13 protein-coding genes are annotated in these 16,974 nt (G+C 30.4%); 6 read left to right on the forward strand and 7 right to left on the reverse strand.

What is annotated here, in order from left to right:
• Nucleotides 1-33 precede the first annotated feature (33 nt).
• Nucleotides 34-1,347 carry a DUF3945 domain-containing protein gene (locus tag AABL87_RS01680; RefSeq protein WP_341276842.1) on the forward strand — a complete coding sequence of 438 codons (1,314 nt, stop codon included), beginning with the start codon at nucleotides 34-36 and terminating at the stop codon, nucleotides 1,345-1,347.
• 11 nt (nucleotides 1,348-1,358) lie between these two features.
• Entirely contained in the window at nucleotides 1,359-3,422 is a 2,064-nt protein-coding gene (locus AABL87_RS01685) for a type IA DNA topoisomerase (protein ID WP_341276843.1), read from the forward strand.
• Nucleotides 3,423-3,486: 64 nt separating this feature from the next.
• Here AABL87_RS01685 and AABL87_RS01690 read toward each other — a convergent pair whose 3' ends face one another.
• On the reverse strand, nucleotides 3,487-3,678 hold the full coding sequence (locus AABL87_RS01690; RefSeq protein WP_341276844.1) for a hypothetical protein: 192 nt from the start codon (nucleotides 3,676-3,678) through the stop codon (nucleotides 3,487-3,489).
• A gap of 188 nt (nucleotides 3,679-3,866) precedes the next feature.
• Nucleotides 3,867-4,382, reverse strand: coding sequence for an antirestriction protein ArdA (locus tag AABL87_RS01695; RefSeq protein ID WP_341276845.1), 516 nt, complete (start codon nucleotides 4,380-4,382; stop codon nucleotides 3,867-3,869).
• Nucleotides 4,383-4,657: 275 nt separating this feature from the next.
• Between AABL87_RS01695 and AABL87_RS01700 the strand changes: the two genes are divergently transcribed.
• Nucleotides 4,658-5,389: a hypothetical protein gene (locus AABL87_RS01700; protein ID WP_341276846.1), complete on the forward strand. Its 732-nt coding sequence runs from the start codon at nucleotides 4,658-4,660 to the stop codon at nucleotides 5,387-5,389.
• Between the two features lie 15 nt (nucleotides 5,390-5,404).
• On the opposite strand, the gene AABL87_RS01705 is transcribed toward AABL87_RS01700, so the two are convergent.
• A complete protein-coding gene (locus AABL87_RS01705; protein ID WP_341276847.1) occupies nucleotides 5,405-5,875 on the reverse strand; it encodes a JAB domain-containing protein in 471 nt (156 codons plus the stop codon).
• A 200-nt stretch (nucleotides 5,876-6,075) separates the two neighbouring features.
• The gene (gene mobC / locus AABL87_RS01710) at nucleotides 6,076-8,079 is read right to left on the reverse strand and encodes a conjugal transfer protein MobC (protein ID WP_341276848.1); all 2,004 of its coding nucleotides are present in this window, start codon (nucleotides 8,077-8,079) and stop codon (nucleotides 6,076-6,078) included.
• 165 nt (nucleotides 8,080-8,244) lie between these two features.
• On the opposite strand from mobC, the gene AABL87_RS01715 reads away from it, so the two are divergent.
• The 3 genes from AABL87_RS01715 (at nucleotide 8,245) to mobB (ending at nucleotide 10,531) form a co-directional block, all read left to right on the forward strand.
• The gene (locus AABL87_RS01715; RefSeq protein WP_341276849.1) at nucleotides 8,245-8,712 is read left to right on the forward strand and encodes a YbaK/EbsC family protein; all 468 of its coding nucleotides are present in this window, start codon (nucleotides 8,245-8,247) and stop codon (nucleotides 8,710-8,712) included.
• A gap of 109 nt (nucleotides 8,713-8,821) precedes the next feature.
• Nucleotides 8,822-9,259: a plasmid mobilization protein gene (locus tag AABL87_RS01720; protein WP_059051508.1), complete on the forward strand. Its 438-nt coding sequence runs from the start codon at nucleotides 8,822-8,824 to the stop codon at nucleotides 9,257-9,259.
• Nucleotides 9,260-9,262: 3 nt separating this feature from the next.
• Nucleotides 9,263-10,531 (forward strand): conjugal transfer protein MobB, encoded by a 1,269-nt coding sequence (mobB, locus tag AABL87_RS01725; protein WP_341276850.1) that lies wholly within the window; start codon nucleotides 9,263-9,265, stop codon nucleotides 10,529-10,531.
• Between the two features lie 539 nt (nucleotides 10,532-11,070).
• On the opposite strand, the gene AABL87_RS01730 is transcribed toward mobB, so the two are convergent.
• The 3 genes from AABL87_RS01730 to AABL87_RS01740 form a co-directional block, all read right to left on the reverse strand.
• Complete coding sequence (locus AABL87_RS01730; protein WP_341276851.1) at nucleotides 11,071-13,665, reverse strand: DEAD/DEAH box helicase; 2,595 nt, start codon at nucleotides 13,663-13,665, stop codon at nucleotides 11,071-11,073.
• A gap of 48 nt (nucleotides 13,666-13,713) precedes the next feature.
• On the reverse strand, nucleotides 13,714-14,697 hold the full coding sequence (locus AABL87_RS01735; protein WP_341276852.1) for a HamA C-terminal domain-containing protein: 984 nt from the start codon (nucleotides 14,695-14,697) through the stop codon (nucleotides 13,714-13,716).
• A 232-nt stretch (nucleotides 14,698-14,929) separates the two neighbouring features.
• A complete protein-coding gene (locus AABL87_RS01740) occupies nucleotides 14,930-16,645 on the reverse strand; it encodes a hypothetical protein (RefSeq protein WP_341276853.1) in 1,716 nt (571 codons plus the stop codon).
• Nucleotides 16,646-16,974 lie beyond the last annotated feature (329 nt).

The raw sequence follows: 16,974 nt of genomic DNA on the forward strand, positions 1-16,974 counted from the left end.
TTTTAAGTTTTTAATCATTTAAAACTATGTATTATGAGTACAGAAAACACAGAAAGACAAGTAGAGCATGATGTGCTTCTTGTTAACGACAAAACAAAAAATAAGATTCAAGTAGTTAAGGGACTAGATAAAGATGGTAAACTTGAAACAGTTCCAGCAACTAAAAAGAATCAAAATCAATTTTTAAAGGTTGATCGACACGGGGATTTTTTTTCCAACTTCTTTTCTAATTTTTTTAATCAACTTAAAAACCCAACTCAGTTTACTTTTTTCAGAGTTCCAGAACTATTGACCATCAAAATGGCTAATCAAATGCAAAAGGAGCTTAAGCAATCAGGACCTACTCACGAGCTGTTTTTAAAACATCAAATAACAGAGATAGGAAACGCGCCAAAGAATGAGAATAAAGTTGCTGAACCAACAAAAGAAGAGGAGCAATATAGTTCTAACAAGTTTGATATTAAAGATATTGATTGGGATTCACTCTCAAGATTGGGACTTTCAAAAGAGAAGCTTCAAGAAATGGATCTTTTGGAACCACTTTTACAAGGCTATAAAACCAAGGATTTAGTCGCAGTGAATTTAGACTTAGGCTCTGCGGTGTTTTCCCTTGATGCAAGACTGTCTTTACAAAAGAACGAAGAGGGTAAGGTTGTCATGGCACTAGAAGGCGTAAAGAAATACCCTAATCTCAATGTTCCACTTTATGGACATGAGTTTTCAAAGCAGGATAAGCACAATCTTTTAAAAACTGGTAATATGGGTAGGGTAGTAGAGCTTACCCATCCAACAACAAAGGAAAAGATTCCATCGGTTGTAAGTGTGGATAGACTGACCAATAACCTTGTTGTAACAAGAGTTGAGAAAATGCAGCTGCCTAAGGAAGTAAAAGGCATTGTACTTAGTGAAGAGCAGCTTCAGACTTTAAAAGAAGGTAAACCGTTACTTGTAGAGGGTATGACCTCTGCCAAGGGAAATCTTTTTAATGCTGAGATTCAGTACAACGCAGCTAAAGGACATATTGAGTTCTTGTTTGATAACACGAACAAACAAAGTAAGAGCCAAACACAAAACCAATCCCAACTGTCAGATGATTTGAAAACCTTTAGAGGTAAAGAACTCACCGAAAAACAGCAAAGCGACTTATTGGAAGGCAAGGCTATTTACATTAAAGATTTGTTGGATAAAAGAGGTAATCCTTATCAAGGATATGTGACGTACAACAAAGAAACTAAACAAGCTGATTTTTCGTTTCAAAATCCAAATAAACAAGAACAATCAAAGGCGCAATCACAGTCAGAAAAGCAAGCAGATGAGCCTAAAAAATCAAAAGGACGTAAAATGTAAAGCTAAAGACTATGATTGTAATTCTTGCAGAAAAACCAAGTGTAGCTAGGGAGATAGCAATGCTTGTTGGAGCTAAAACAAAAAAGGATGGATATATTGAAGGAAACGGTTACTGTGTTACCTGGGCTATTGGACATTTAGTATCGCTGGCTATGCCTGAGGACTATGGTTTTCAGGGTTTTAAAAGAGAAGCTCTGCCAATCTTACCAAGGTCTTATTTGTTACTTCCAAGAAAGATTAAAAAAGGTAAAAAGTATATTTCAGATCCTGGAGCTTTAGAACAGCTTAAAGTAATTGATACACTCTTTAAAGCGTGTAAGGAGATTATCATAGCCACTGATGCAGGTAGGGAAGGAGAATTAATTGCTAGATATATTCTTCAATACCTAAGCTGTACTAAACCCTTTAAAAGGCTTTGGATAAGTTCTCTAACTGAAACAGCTATAAGAGTTGGACTTCACAATCTTAAAGAAGGAAGCACATTTGATGGACTCTTTAGAGCAGGACATAGTAGAAGTAGAGCGGATTGGCTTGTTGGTATAAACGCTTCTCAAGCACTTACTGTTTCAATGAATGATTCGGTGTATTCTCTCGGTAGAGTACAAACACCAACCCTCAGTCTTATCTGTAAACGGTATTTAGAGAATACTTCTTTTAAAAAGAAATTGTACTATCAAATAGAACTTATTCATCAAAAAGACGGTATACTATTTAAATCGCTCTCAACTGATAAATTGGAAGATAAACAAAAAGCAGAACAAGCTTTAAAACTCATTGACAAACAAAGTGAGGTTAAAATACAAAAAGTAGAAACCAAAACAATAAGAGAAGAGTCCCCATTTCTTTTTGATTTAACCTCACTTCAAAAAAGAGCCAATGAACTCTTTGGGTTCTCAGCAGATGAGACTCTCAGCATTGCTCAGAGCCTGTACGAAAAGAAGTTTATCACGTATCCAAGAACTTCGAGTAAATACATTCCAGAGGATTTATGGGCTGAGGTTCCTAACTTATTAAAGGTTCTTTCAGATGATAGTAGATATAGTAACCTGCTTCTAAAACTAAAGATGGCAAGGCTTAATAAGAAGATAGTAAATGATGTAAAGGTTACAGATCACCATGGACTATTAACCACAGATAGACTTCCTTCAGCGATTAACGCTAAAGAAGAGAGCATTTATCATTTGATTGCTCAAAGAGTATGGGAAACAGTATTTGAACCTTGTGCAAAAAAGCAAACAGAGGTAACCTTAAGTAATTTGGATTATGAGTTTAGTTTTAAGTCTTCTTCAATAATAGAACTTGGATGGAGAGAGGTAAGAAAAGAACTTTCTACTACTGATGAGGTGGTAATAGATTTACCTAATTTACAACAAGGCGAGAATCTAAAAATTAAAGAATCAATTGCTCTTGAAAAATCAACAAGACCAAAAGCTTTATATACAGAGAGTTCACTTTTATCAGCTATGGAAAATGCTTCTAAAGAGGTTGAGGATAAATCACTTCAGAGCGTTATTAAAGAAGTTGGAATCGGAACAGCTGCTACAAGAGCTTCTATTATTGAAACGCTTTTAAAAAGAGACTATATCATAAGAAAATCGAAATCCCTTGTTCCAACAGAAAAAGGACTCAAAGTGTATGAAATAGTCAAGGAAAAACTTATTTCAGATGTACTTCTAACAGCTAAATGGGAATCTGCTTTTAAAGATATTGAAGAGAATAAAACTGATATGGAAGATTTCCATAGACAGATAGAGGATTATACCACAAAGATAACAGCAGAGCTTTTAGCTATTAAACCAGTTAATGAAACAGATCATCTATCTTGTCCAAAGTGTAAACAACATACACTTCAATTAAGAGAAAAAGTAGTGAAATGTTTAGAACCTGATTGTAATTGGGTATTGTTTAAAGAGGTCTGCGGAATTAAACTTTCAATGGATGATATCACTGACCTAATACAACAAGGTAAAACCAAGCTGCTAAAAGGATTGATAAGCAAAGCAGGGAAGAAGTTCGATGCTTACCTTATTTTAAAAGAAGATTGTACCACTGGATTTGAATTTAAAAACAAGTAACTAAAATTAAATAAAGCAAAAGGAGTTATCTAAAAATCAGGTAACTCCTTTTGTTATATATCGATTAGTTTTTATGCTTTTTAGCATGTTTTTTCTGTTGCCCTGAAGCATAAGGTTTAGCTGACTTTGATCCTGTTACTTTTTTCATTTGTCCAGGAGGTATATCGTTATTTCCATGTGATTTTACATGTAAAGAACAAGAAGCTAAAAGTAAAGTCGTTAAGGCTAAGACACCTAATTGTTTAATTCTTTTCATATTTTTTGTATTACTGCTTAGTAAGATAATAAGCATAGACTTAGCTATACTTACTTTAGTTGACTAAGTAATGAAGAAACAAAAGTAAATAAATTTTAAATCCATCTGTTTAAAACTAATAAAGTAAAACAAGAAGTTATCTGATTCAGATAACTTCTTGTTTTAAAAATTAATTGAAAAACAATCAATTAGTTATTTCTAAATACATGACCATTTTCATAAGTATAATCACTCATAAAAAGATCTCTAGCAAAGCTTTCATAATCAAAGTATGATTTTACAAAATCAGATAAATCGTAACACTCATCAATGATTTGATAAGCGAAATCTTCTTCACTGTTATAATATCCTTGATAATCATCTTCAAATGATTCAAATAACAAGTCTATATCATCAGATTCAATATCTTGATTACCTATGCTTACCCAAGCTGAAAAAGCTTCTAAAGTATTATACTGCAAATCTGATACTTTTTCAATGATTAAAAAGATGTTTTCTGAAAGGTTACTTTCTGATATTAACTCAGATGGAATATTTTCCCAGTCTTGAAACATAAATTCAGGATCTGTTTCATCAGCGTGCAGCTCTGAGCAGAATTCATAAAATTCTTCTATAGAGCTAAAGTTACTTAGCTCAATCCAATCTCCTTTAATTGAACCATTGTTATACTTAGCATAAGTACCAACATAAACTTTTGAGTGCATTAAATTTTCCATGATAAATAGTATTATGACCTTAGGGTCTGATTAATTTCATGGCACTTGAGTTTTGGTTTTTAGCTAAGAGCATGTTTTACAAGATAAATACGCTCATAGAATGAGGAAGATTTATTGTGGTAATCCATAGGACTTGAACTTGCAAGAGCTAAAAAGCTAAAAAACTTTGCCTACTGAAATAACAGTGCCTAAGGAGGGTATTGACTAATCCTGTCTAAATTTTAATACTTCTTATGTTTGTAGTTAATTTTAAATTTAAAATAATGAATAAAGGATTATTGTTTCATGAGTACAAGGAGTGTTATGTTAAAGCTAGATCAAGAAACACTGTATTAACTGATTTAGAAATAAAGAATAAAACACTCTATTTTAAAGGAGGTGGAATCATAGGTGGAATTTCAGGCATTCTGATAGTAATACTTTTATTTCCAAGGGATTTATGGTCTTTTCAACTTTTAATATTTGTTATTAGTTTATTTTCTTCAGTTTATATTTCTCTCTGTATGTTTGATATACTCAAAGCAATTAAAGTATTTCGAGATAGTAAAATGGAAAATTTGAAGAATATCCTAAAAGGAGATTGGAGAACCCAAAGTATGAAGAAAGATGAACAAGTTAACTTTAAGAATAATTTAATTGCAAAAGAGATTTTACAAAAAGATAATGAACAGAAAAATGTAATTATACTTGAAGCTGATTTAAAACACCTTCTGTCTCTTGTTGATAGAAAAAAAACAAATTTTAAAGATATTATTAGCTCAAATAGTAAAATTATAGCTTTTTTTATGGGAGGTATTTGGACTTTGTACATAAAAGAGGTAAGTAGTAATACTTCGTTGTTAAACGTAGTTTTCTTAGGTCTTACTCTTTTTGTTGCAGTTTATTTTTTTAAAAGGTATATTAATAAAATAGTTTTAGATGAAGCACGCGAATGTCTAGTTATTTGCGATGAACTGACTGAAATTAAGAATGATATTATAAGAAAAGAGAACTAAATTAAAATGAGGGCGTCATAAGACGCCTTCATCTGCAAAAGAGTAATAACTCTCAGAAGTTATTATTAAATGATCTAAAAGAGCAATATCAAGTATTTGACTTGCTTGTTTAATTTTAGCAGTGATGTGCTTATCAGCATCACTTGGTTGTAATTTTCCAGAAGGATGATTATGTACTAAGATAAAAGCTGTGCTTTTAGATTTTAAAAGAGCAGCAAATATCAATCTAAGATCAACGACTGTTCCAGTTATACCACCAGATGATATCTCAAGTACACCAAGTACTCTATTATTATTTGAAAGCATAAGTACTTTAAATTGTTCTAAAAGTTCAATCTTATTTTCATCCCATGCTTTTAAAGCTACTTCAAAAGCGGAGTAAGAAGATTCAATTCTAGGTCTTTGTGATGCTTTAACTTTAGACTTGTAGATTAATTCTATCTCTGATGCCACTAACCAATTGCTGTTTAAAACTGTAGATTCCATAATATTATATTTTTAAATTAATTATGGAGCAGCTACAGGTAATGCTTAAGCAAGCTCAAAAAGCAACGCAATAAAGTGAAGACAAGGTCAAGCATTTATGGGGGAATTTTTTGAAGGCGAACCGCGGAGCATTACCTTGCTTAGTGAGAGAATTGATAAAAAATAAAACCACTATTAATCCAAAGGATCAAAAGATAGTATTACTGTTTGTTATTAATCAAATGAGCCAATTCAGGATCATTTTCAATGCGTTTTAGCTCTGATTCAATAATTGACTCAATATCAAGTTTAACCTGTCTGTAATTAGCTTGAATCGTTTCATCTAAGGTATTATTACCACGAGCATCTAAAAAAGAAGTTATTTGAGGTATCTTTTTATAAGCTTTCATTTCTTTAGAAACTTTGTCATTATCAACAACTATCTCAGAATGAAATATCTTTTGATCTATTCGCTCATCAAAGTTATCAGATACAGCTCCTACAAACATCCCTTGTGTAAGAGTTGATATTTTAGATGCAGGAATAAGCGTATCAAGTTGAGTAGAGAAGGAGGTAGAGCGGTCATTTCTATTAATGGTAATGCTTTGACGTTTTTGTAGGATTTTTCCAAAACGTTCTGATAAGGCTTTAGCTGTATCTCCAACAACTTGACCTGAGAAGATATTACCGACTGTGTTTTGAATTACCTTACTTTCTTTATCTCCGTAATCTCTGTTAAGCTGTGAGAAATCTTGAAATCCTAAACACACCGCTACTTTATTACTACGAGCTGTAGCAATAAGATTGTCAAGTCCTCTAAAATAGATTGTTGGTAGCTCGTCAATGATAACAGAACTTTTAAGTTGACCTTTTTTATTGATGAGTTTTACAATACGTGAGTTATAAAGTCCAAGAGCAGCAGAGTAAATATTTTGACGATCAGGATTGTTTCCGACACATAGTATTTTAGGCTCTTTTGGATTATTGATATCGAGCGAAAAGTCATCTCCTGTCATTACCCAATATAGTGATGGTGAAATCATACGAGATAATGGTATTTTAGCTGAAGCTATTTGCCCTTGTAATTGGTCTTGCGCTCCACCTTCCCAAGCATCCATAAAAGGAGAGAGGTAGTTCTCTAAATCAGAATAAGAGGTAAGAATAGTAAATACATCAGCATACTTCTTATTTAAAAGTTCAATAGCATGAGGGAATGTACAATACTTACCATTTTGATAAATCTTCAAAAACCATATAATAGCTGCTAAGAGTATGATTGGAGATTCTACAAAAAAGTCTCCTTGCTTTTGTATCCAAGAGCGGTTTAGGTTAAGCATAATGGTATAGGCTGATTCATAGGCATCGGATATATCTGTCATAAAAGACGGATTAATCGGATTACAACGATGACTACGACTTGGATCATCAAAATTTATCACATAGAACTTAGGTGCAATAGCGTATTTTTCTTTGTGAAGTAATAGATGATTATATGCGATGGTCGATAAATCATCAAACTTAAAATCGTAGATATACATAGAGAATCCTTTTTCAATTTGTTGTTTGATAAAGTTATTTACCACTGCATAGGATTTACCAGAACCTGGAGTACCAAGTACGATAGTTGCTCTAAAAGGATTAACGATGTTTATCCAACCACTATTCCATTTGCTTTTATAGTAGAATCTTGAAGGAAGGTTAACAGAGTATTCATTTTCAATAAGACGAGTCTCTTGCATAAAACTTTCATTCTCAAAATTAAACACGTCTTGCATTAGGTTATCATTTAAGAGCCTACTAATCCTAGCGCCAGAGACAAGAAGCAAGATATAGCCTAAGAAGGTACTTGCTATATACAGTATCGCGCTCCAAGCGTATCCAAAATCAAGTAAAAAGAAATTGAAAAAGAACAAACTAAAACCAACTACAAAAACAAGAGTAATTTTAGCGACTGTTATCTTTTCATGTTTTACGCCTTTGCCTCCCCACAGGCTTAAAGAAAGTAAAACCAAGCAAAAGAGTTTAGTATAGAGTAAATGTGAAAACAGTCCCGCTGTTTGATTAAAGTTAACTAGTATTCGATCTACGACAGTATGCGTTATTCCAAGGATTAAAAAGAATGAATAACAGTACCAGTATAAGTGCATAAGCATAATAAGAATGCTCACTGCTCGCATAAATGCTAGGATTTTTGCAAGCGCTTTTAAATCGTCTTCTGATTGCATATAAATGTAATTAAGATTAACGATTTAAAGTAGTAGTGTATTAATCTCAAAACTTGATATTGGAAGTATAGGGGATTATTTGGCTTTGCTAAATAGCAAGACAGCACTATTAAAATTTGTCAATTGTATTATAATTTCTATTTTTAAAAACCAATATTAATTATTATGAACCATTTAAAAGTGAAAGACTATCTAAAAAGCAAGGGCTTTGAAGATCGTTTTATTGAATTTAAGGAGAGTACAGCTACTGTAGGTGAAGCTGCAATTGCGATTGGTTGTGATAGTGACCAAATAGCAAAGAGTATAACGCTTTATGCCCCAGAAGAGGGAGCTGCTATTCTTGTCGTCGCATCAGGAAATAGTAAAATAGATAATAAAACTTTTAAAGACACTTTTGGTATCAAAGCCAAAATGCTTAAATATGAAGATGTAGAAGAATTAGTAGGTCATCAAGTAGGGGGAGTCTGTCCTTTTAAGGTAAAAGAATCAACCAAAGTCTACTTTGATGAATCTTTAAAAAAACATCAAGTACTCTATCCAGCAGGCGGTAGCGCTAATACTGTAGTCCAATTAAAACAAGAAGAACTACTTGGTTTGTGTGATTTTGTTGATTGGGTATCTGTGACAAAGTAGATTAATACAAAATTGTTTGCTATGTAATTCCAAATACGACCTCTAAGAGCCATTAGAAGTTTAGCGATATAAGTATTTCTTATTTTGACAAGAATCAAAGTAAGACACTATGGACACTATACAAACTACCACTAAAAACAAAGGAGGAAGAAAACTAAAATCCAATCCTAAAAAATACAGACATGTTTTCAGACTCACCGAATCTGAAAACCAGAGACTGCTTGCTTTGTTTACATCATCAGGAATGACAAACAAAGCAAGCTTTCTTGTTTCTATGCTTTTAGATAGACAAGTTAAAACAGTCAAAGTAGATGTTGCTGCTTTGCAATATCACGGATTACTAACTAAACTGTTTAATCAATTTAGAGCAGTAGGAGTAAACTATAATCAAATGGTAAAACTTTGTAACCAGTACTTCTCAGAAAATAGAGCCAAACGTTCTATTTCAAAACTTGAAGAGTATACCAAAGATTTATCAAAACTTTGCTATTACATTATTAGGCTTACCAAAGAGTTTGAAGACAAGCACTTAAATACTAATCTATAAGTTATGATAGCTAAGATTGGTAAAGGAAGTAATCTTATTGGAGCTTTGTCCTACAATCAATTAAAAGTTGATAAAGGACAAGGTTCTGTTTTGTTTACAAATAATCTACCTGAACCAAATACCACTTCAAACTACATCGCTCAACTTTATAAACACTTTGAGCCTTATCTACTTTTAAATAACAAGACAGAGAAAGTTGTAAGACATATTTCTTTGAATCCGAATCCCAATGATAATTTAACAGACGAGACCTTAAATGAAATAGCGAAGAAGTATATGAATAGTATGGGCTATGAAAATCAACCATATATTGTCTATAAGCATAGTGATATAGAAAGAGAGCATATTCACATTGTTACCGTTTGCACAGACTTAAAGGGGAAGAAAATAAATGATAAATACGATCATTTAAAATCAATGAAAACTTGCCGTGAAATTGAAAAGAAGTTTAATCTAACCTCTTCTATAAATCAAAAAAATGAGGAAACAAAACAGATTCAATTTACACCAGTAGATTACACAAAGCACAATTTAAAAGCTCAAATAGCCTCGGTTATACGCTACTTACCCAAGTACTATAACTATGATAGCTTAACAAGTTACAATGCTTTATTATCACTCTTTAATATAAGAGCAGAAAAGGTTGAAGCAACTTATAATGAACAACCAAAACAAGGTTTCGTTTATTTTGCAATAAACGAAATAGGAGAGAAGGTAAGTAATCCTTTTAAGGCTTCCCTTTTTGGAAAAAATGCAAGTTATCAAAATCTTGAAAGTCACTTTAAAACATCAAAAGAAAAACTAAAATCTTTACCTAATAAAGAGAATCTTAAACATATAATTGAGATAGCGTTAAATACAACAAATTCACAACAAGAGTTTAAAGGAGAACTTTTAAATCACGGAATAAACGTTGTTATTTTTCAAAACAAAGACAATCGTATCTATGGTGTAACTTTTATCGACCATAACTTAAAAAGTGTCTATAAAGGCTCTGATTTAAGTAAAGAGTTATCTGCTAATACACTGAATCAAAAATGGAGTAGTATAGAAGATTATCCTCGTTCAATTTTAATACCTTCTCAACAGGCTAATACTAATGAATCAGACGAGTTACATCCAATGTTTGAGCATTTATATTCTGATACTACCAATTTTAATAATGATGAGTTTTTATCATTGTTTAATCTTTTAAACAATAACCAAGAGATAGATTATGAAGAGTTGAGTTTTGAGAAAAGGATCAAAAGAAGAAAAAAAAGATCTTTCTGAGACAGCGCACCTAATTAGATATTCATATTATGAGCACTTTTAAAACAAATAACTATCTAAGTCAAATATAAAAGCCTGTAAACTCATTAAATTTACAGGCTTTTGTTTTGTTTTGAAACCTTTATAAGGTAATTATTCTAATTATGTTGTGGAGAAAGAGGGTTAGCCTCTTATCTTCCGTATGCTTTATAAATAGGGAGGTTCACTTTTTTGGATTGTTGTGAGCACCTTATTCGGAAAGTTTTGGACTATGATTGGAATTGTTTGATTCAAAATCAAATATACATTTAATAATTTATTTTGTTAATATATTTTTTTAAAGTATTTACAAACTTTCGTATGACAAAATACATGAAAAACTTAACCGACCAAGAAAAGACCTAAATAAAAACATTAATTACCATTATATATTTTTTTGTTTTTACGGATTTATTGTAAAGACAACCTTGCTTAAAAAAACTAAACAAGGTCATGAAATTTGGTTTTTATGTAAAAATTGAAGCAATACAATAGTTATTGAGGTTATGAACCGTTTGTATTTAAAGTTTAAATTTAAGGAAATTATTCTTTACAAGAAATTTATTGTAGATAGGCTCTAGCCCAATAATTTGATTTTGGGATTTTAACCAATCTAATACTTTTTCTTCTTTTCTGTACTCATTAGTTTTTTTGAAAATATCAAATAGTTTTAATGCTATTGTTCTAGGCATTCCATTTGAAATAAGTAATATAACAACAGGCTCTTGTGTTCCCAGTTCTATCTGAATTGGTAAAGCCAAAGTCAGTTTATATTGCTCTTTTTGAACATCATTAAGTTGGTATTCAAGAATGTCAACTAATAATTTCAAATACTTCAAAACCGAGAAAGTGATGACTTTTAAATTTACTTTAATAACTTCTTTTATTAGTTTATTAATATCTTCAGGATTATTTGCGTCTATTCTCTTTTCTGGTTTTACTCTTTCATCTTCTGAAAGATATTTTATTCTGTTAGCAATAAGTTCTCCGATACTTTTACCTTGTATCCAGTTAATAGCATTAATACATATACCAGAAGTAGATATTGATAAACTATCCTTTTTCCATATCTCGGTTGTAATTTCAAATATTTCGTTTAAACGTAGAATTATTGAATCGAGTTGCCAAAAGAAGCTATTAAACTTGTGTTCATTTTTTTTTGCTTCCTCTCTTTTTAAAGGAACATTAAAATTTGAATTTGTATGTATTACCCAATTTTCAATATCATTAACTACTTTCTTATATAATTGATCTTGTAATAAAGGGTCAATTGTAGGGTTTAGTTTTACAACTTCATAAGGTATAGAAACCTCATTAATTGAATTATTAATAGATCTAATTATTCTTCCTTTCATTACATCATCGATATTATGTTTCATTATGAATTTTTCAAATGAACCATCATTTCTTAATGCTTTATTTCTTAATGAACTAACTACGTTTCTAATTTTAGGAGATTCTATTTGAATACTTGGTTGCACTATGTCTTCCTCTTTTATTTGTGGTAAAGCGCGTGAACTTGAAGTTTTTACATCTTTTGTATAATTTGCTTTAAAATAGTCTTCAGCCCATTGTGTCTTATTTTGTTTACTAATACAGTAAATAGTACCAAACAGCGTATTTTTAATTCGTCCAGCTCTTCCTATTAAATTACCAAATTCAAAATCAGATAATCCTTCTTTATTTTTTTCGGGCTTAATAATGAAAAGATTATCTGCTGGTAAATTTACTCCCTCAAGTAAAGTTGAAGTACAAAATAATGTTTTGATAATTCCAAACTCAAATAAAGTTTCAATTTCCTTTCTGACAAATTCTGATAATGAGCTATGATGAAAAGCTATTCTCTTTTCGAGGCAGTATATTAGAAAATATTTAGGATGGATATCAGTTTTTAGATATTTTATTAAATCTTGTAATTCATCTTGTAATTCATCATCAATTGTAATTGTTTGAGAATATTTTAATGCCCACTTTTCAGCATAATCTCCACGAGAAGCATAAATCAAGTTACTTTCATTTCTACTACTTAAAGTTGAAATTATTTTTGAAAGTCCACTACCATAATTAGAATCGAAAATCTTTTCAATATTGTTAATTTTAATAATATTCTTTAGCTCATATTTAATGTTATTATTGATAAATAATTTTAAAGAGATAAAATCTGAATCTAGATTAATAATTGTTCTAAGTTGAAAAACTGGAGATAAATCAGTACTTATGATTTGACTCGTTTTGTTAAATAATTCTTTAAAAATTTCATCTGAGTTGGATATGAAGGGACCTGCAGTAATTATTTTAGTTTTTTCTATTTTTGAGAACTCTTCATAGACATATTCAAATAAATTACCTCTTCCATCTTCATTTTCCACATTTTGTATCTCATCTATAAAAATGAGATCAGGTAAGTTTAAACCATTTTCAGAATTAATTATTTTTATTGCTCTTTCTGGAGTAATTACATAGATTAGTTTATTATCTTCAACAACTTCATTCTCAATAAAAGCATTTTTTACTGTAATATTTGGAATATCAATTCTAAATTCTTCACTTACTTGATTTATTAATGCTCTAGAAGGTACTATATAGAAAACACAATATTTACTATTTCTTTTTAATTCTTCTTCAATATATTTTTTTATAATAAAAGATTTTCCTGATGAAGTAGGTGCAGAAATTGAAATGTATTTTTCTTCATTAATTTTTGCATAAAGAATTCTCTGAAAATCAGTGAGTAAATAAGGTTTATTATTAACTAGAATTGAGTTTTCAGCTCTTTTTTCAATCAGTTCCTGAGTTAAAATAATGTCTTCAAAAAAAGTATCTTGCTCAGTTATATTTACTAAATTTTGCAAATGATTGGTAGCTGTTAGATTTCCAATTCTAGAGAACAGTACATAAACTACTTTAAGTACTTCTAAATCATTTGGATTATTTAAAAATAAAAGTATTGCTAGATCTTGAACTTTTTTTAGATGTTTTTCACTTTCACTCTCTGCTAAAATAGAAGCCAACCAAACAGCCTTTCTAATTTCATTAAAGTCTGTTTCAATTCTTGGAACAGACTTAATCTTTTTGCTTAATAGATTGATTACTTGTTTTTCTATTACAGTATTCAAACTTTTATTAATGTATATATTATTGAATTGTTCCAATATTAATTGTAGTTATTTTGTATATGCAACCTTATGTATATTGAAATACATTCCATTTCTAAAGGTATCAATATCATTAAATGGAAAACAAAAGAAGTCAACATATACCTTTTTTATTTCAGGATATTTTTCTAGTTTTTCATTTATTAGGTTAATAATTTCGTCTTTCTTTTGAATTAAATGGGCAGAAATTAATGCTTCTAAATCATCTCTATCTATAGCTTTTGTTTCTAATTTGCTAATATTTGCAGTATTGTACATCAATAAAATTGGATGAACAGTAATCTGTTTTTTAAACATTTCAGAACCAGGAGTTAATCTCTCATACACCTCCTCGTAGTCTATATCGTTTTCATCTAATGATAGTGTTCTATTTGCAACTATAAATTCCATTTTATTAAATTCTGCTTGTGTTTTAGCATCATGAAATCTGTTTAAGGACTCTAAAGCTTCATCAATAGATTTACCACGTTCTTGCATAATCTTAGATTCCCCAATAAAAATTGCAGGAGCCATTTTACCATTGCCTAATTCATAATTCCCTAGAAATATCCCATCTCCTCCTTTCACTTGGTCTTTACCGTTAGATAAACCTTCAATTTTATGTGCTACCATCTTACTTTTTAGAACGCTCTCACATAAAGCAAATAAAAGTAATTCTCCATATTTACCATCTGTAGTGGGATCTTTTTTACCAAAAAAAGCTTGTGCTTCTTGATATAGAGCTGTTTGATACCTGTCTTTTGCTAATTCTTTTCCATATACAATCGTTAATGATTTAAGCTTATTTTTTTTCGATTTTTCTGAAAGGGCATAATCAGGTAATAAAAATCCAAGCTCTGACACTAAAGCATTACAACAGAATTTCGTACCCGTTACTTTAGGTGTATATGCTCTAACTACAATTTTTGGTGCTTTTTCAGAGAAATGGTTCACAAGTTGCCTATTCGTCCATTTTGTGTCAATCTTAATTTTTTTCTCCCAATTAATATTCATTGTAAAAAGTTGGTTTTTAAATGGCAAATAATAGCCGCCTATTGGCCGTAATTGTGGTTTAGAAAGCTTAAATTTTTGCCTTTTTACTAACTATACAGTACAGTATTGTTTTTGCTAAATTAACAAAAAAAAATATAAAAAGTATTATAGGTACAAAATAACAAGTATTCAATCTATTACTAGACCATAATTTTGTAAAACTAATATTGCTCCCTTGTCCTTTTTTGATAAATTAACCCCAAAAATTATACTTTCCGCTTTTCTTTTCCGCTAATAGTTTTTCATTTTTAAACCCCATTCCTTTCCAATATTGTTGATCGAAGATTGCTGGTAAATCTGGTGTTGTAAATATTTTATCAGCTTTGTCAATCTTTTGTTCCGTAATAGTACCAGTTAAATAACCACCACAAACTTCAAGCTCATCTGAGCAAATTAATTTGCCGTGTAATTTTTCTCTTAGTAAAAGAAAGTTTATGAAGTCTTGAGGTCTCTTTTTCTTTGCTATCATAGTGAGAATGAAAACTTCTAAATCATCAATTTTTATAACCCAAGGGTAAACATCTCCTTCTTCAACATCTAAAAGTATAGAAAGATCATTTTGTATTTGAGCGAAAGAATTGATATTGACAATAATTGAAAAATCATTTTCGTCATATTGTTTGGTGTCAATTTCTTCAATTAAATTTCCGTCTTTATCTTCAATTTTAAGTGGGATTTTATTTATGAATTTTTGTTCAACTCTTTTTGTTTGAGTATATCCATAACCGATACAACCTTTGAAATCATCTTTTACTCTAATAAACGCTCTTTCAGGATCACGTAGAGGTTCACGTAGATTATAACCTTTTGCTTCAATGATAAAAGCATGGTTTTTCCATAAAAACAGAATATCTTGTTCACAACCATCTACATAATAGCTTTCAAAATATCTGTAATCTTTTTTAAAGAATTTTTTAAAGAGATTTAAAATTCTCTTTTCAAGTAGTTTTCCTTTTTTTTCAATCAGTTTATCCTTTGATTTTAAATTTTTAGAACAAACTCTTTCAAGTAAATTATCAATAGCATGAATAACTTGTTTGACTTCAAAAACTTGAAATAAATCATTTTCAATATTTATGATGGGATATTCATAAAGAGGATTTCCTGGTCTAGTTGATGTATAGTAGAGAAAATCGCTTTGTAATCTATTACAGGATAACAATTGCAGTATAATCTCAATCTTTTCTATAGTTAAGTCTTCTGAAACTAAATCTACTGGTTTAAATCGGTTTATTATTCCATGGTCAGCTAAGAAAGTATATATAGGTCGTTTTTCTTCTCCCATTTTTTTAATAGAATCAGGAGCTTCATCAATTACACCGATTTTAAGTTTTGTATAAGCCAACCATTCCTCTTGAAAAAGGTCTTTTCCTGTTCCAAATCCTTGAAATTTTTGCTGAACAAGCTCGTCTAAACTATTGTAGAAATTTATAAAATCTATTACTTCAACTCCTGTTTCAGCTTGAACAGTTTCATCTAATTGAGTATATAAATCGTTTATCCAGTTTATAGTTTGTTCTTCATAGTTTAATGGGCCTTGATTGAAATAAGATAAGAAAGATGGCATTGCAACCTGACGGATTTTTCTCCATTCATCATTTATTTCTTCGTTTGGTTTAGCGAAAAACAATTTATCATATTCTAGTTCAATTTCATTTAAAAGTTCAACTATTTTTTCCCATTTTTCTTCAGTATATTGTATCTCAGTAGCATTTTGATCATTTGATGAAATTACTAGCCCACCTAGGAAATATAATTGTCTTAATGGAGAAGACAAGTTTCCAAGTTGATCTTGAGCCGCTCCATTAGCAATGCATTTCATTAGTCCAGATAGGTCACCTAAAAACCATTGGGTATCATAAGTTGATACTAAATTTTTTAACTCTTGTGATTTAATTTCTAAACTCATAAGTTTGTTTTATTTTAGCATGATGCACAACATTATTTTTTCACGAAACAAAACACGATGTAGTTTCATAAAATAATGCCTAGATACGTGTTTCATTAAAGTCATCATTTATATAATTAGTTTTTTAAATTAAATACAAAAGAGAAATAATTAAAAACATATTATTTTTCAAACATATTAAAACTTTCTCTAATTATATTACGGAAATCCGTAAATCCCTCAATATTTTGAGTCTATACTCTATTTCAACAAAAAACTAACGACTTCGGAGTAGTTTTCCAGCCCTCTGCAAGAGCAAGTCGTTTTGATGGTAAGAATGTCAATTTCGA

Source organism: Myroides sp. C4067, assembly GCF_038039665.1.
In the GTDB taxonomy this organism is placed as follows: domain Bacteria; phylum Bacteroidota; class Bacteroidia; order Flavobacteriales; family Flavobacteriaceae; genus Flavobacterium; species Flavobacterium odoratimimum.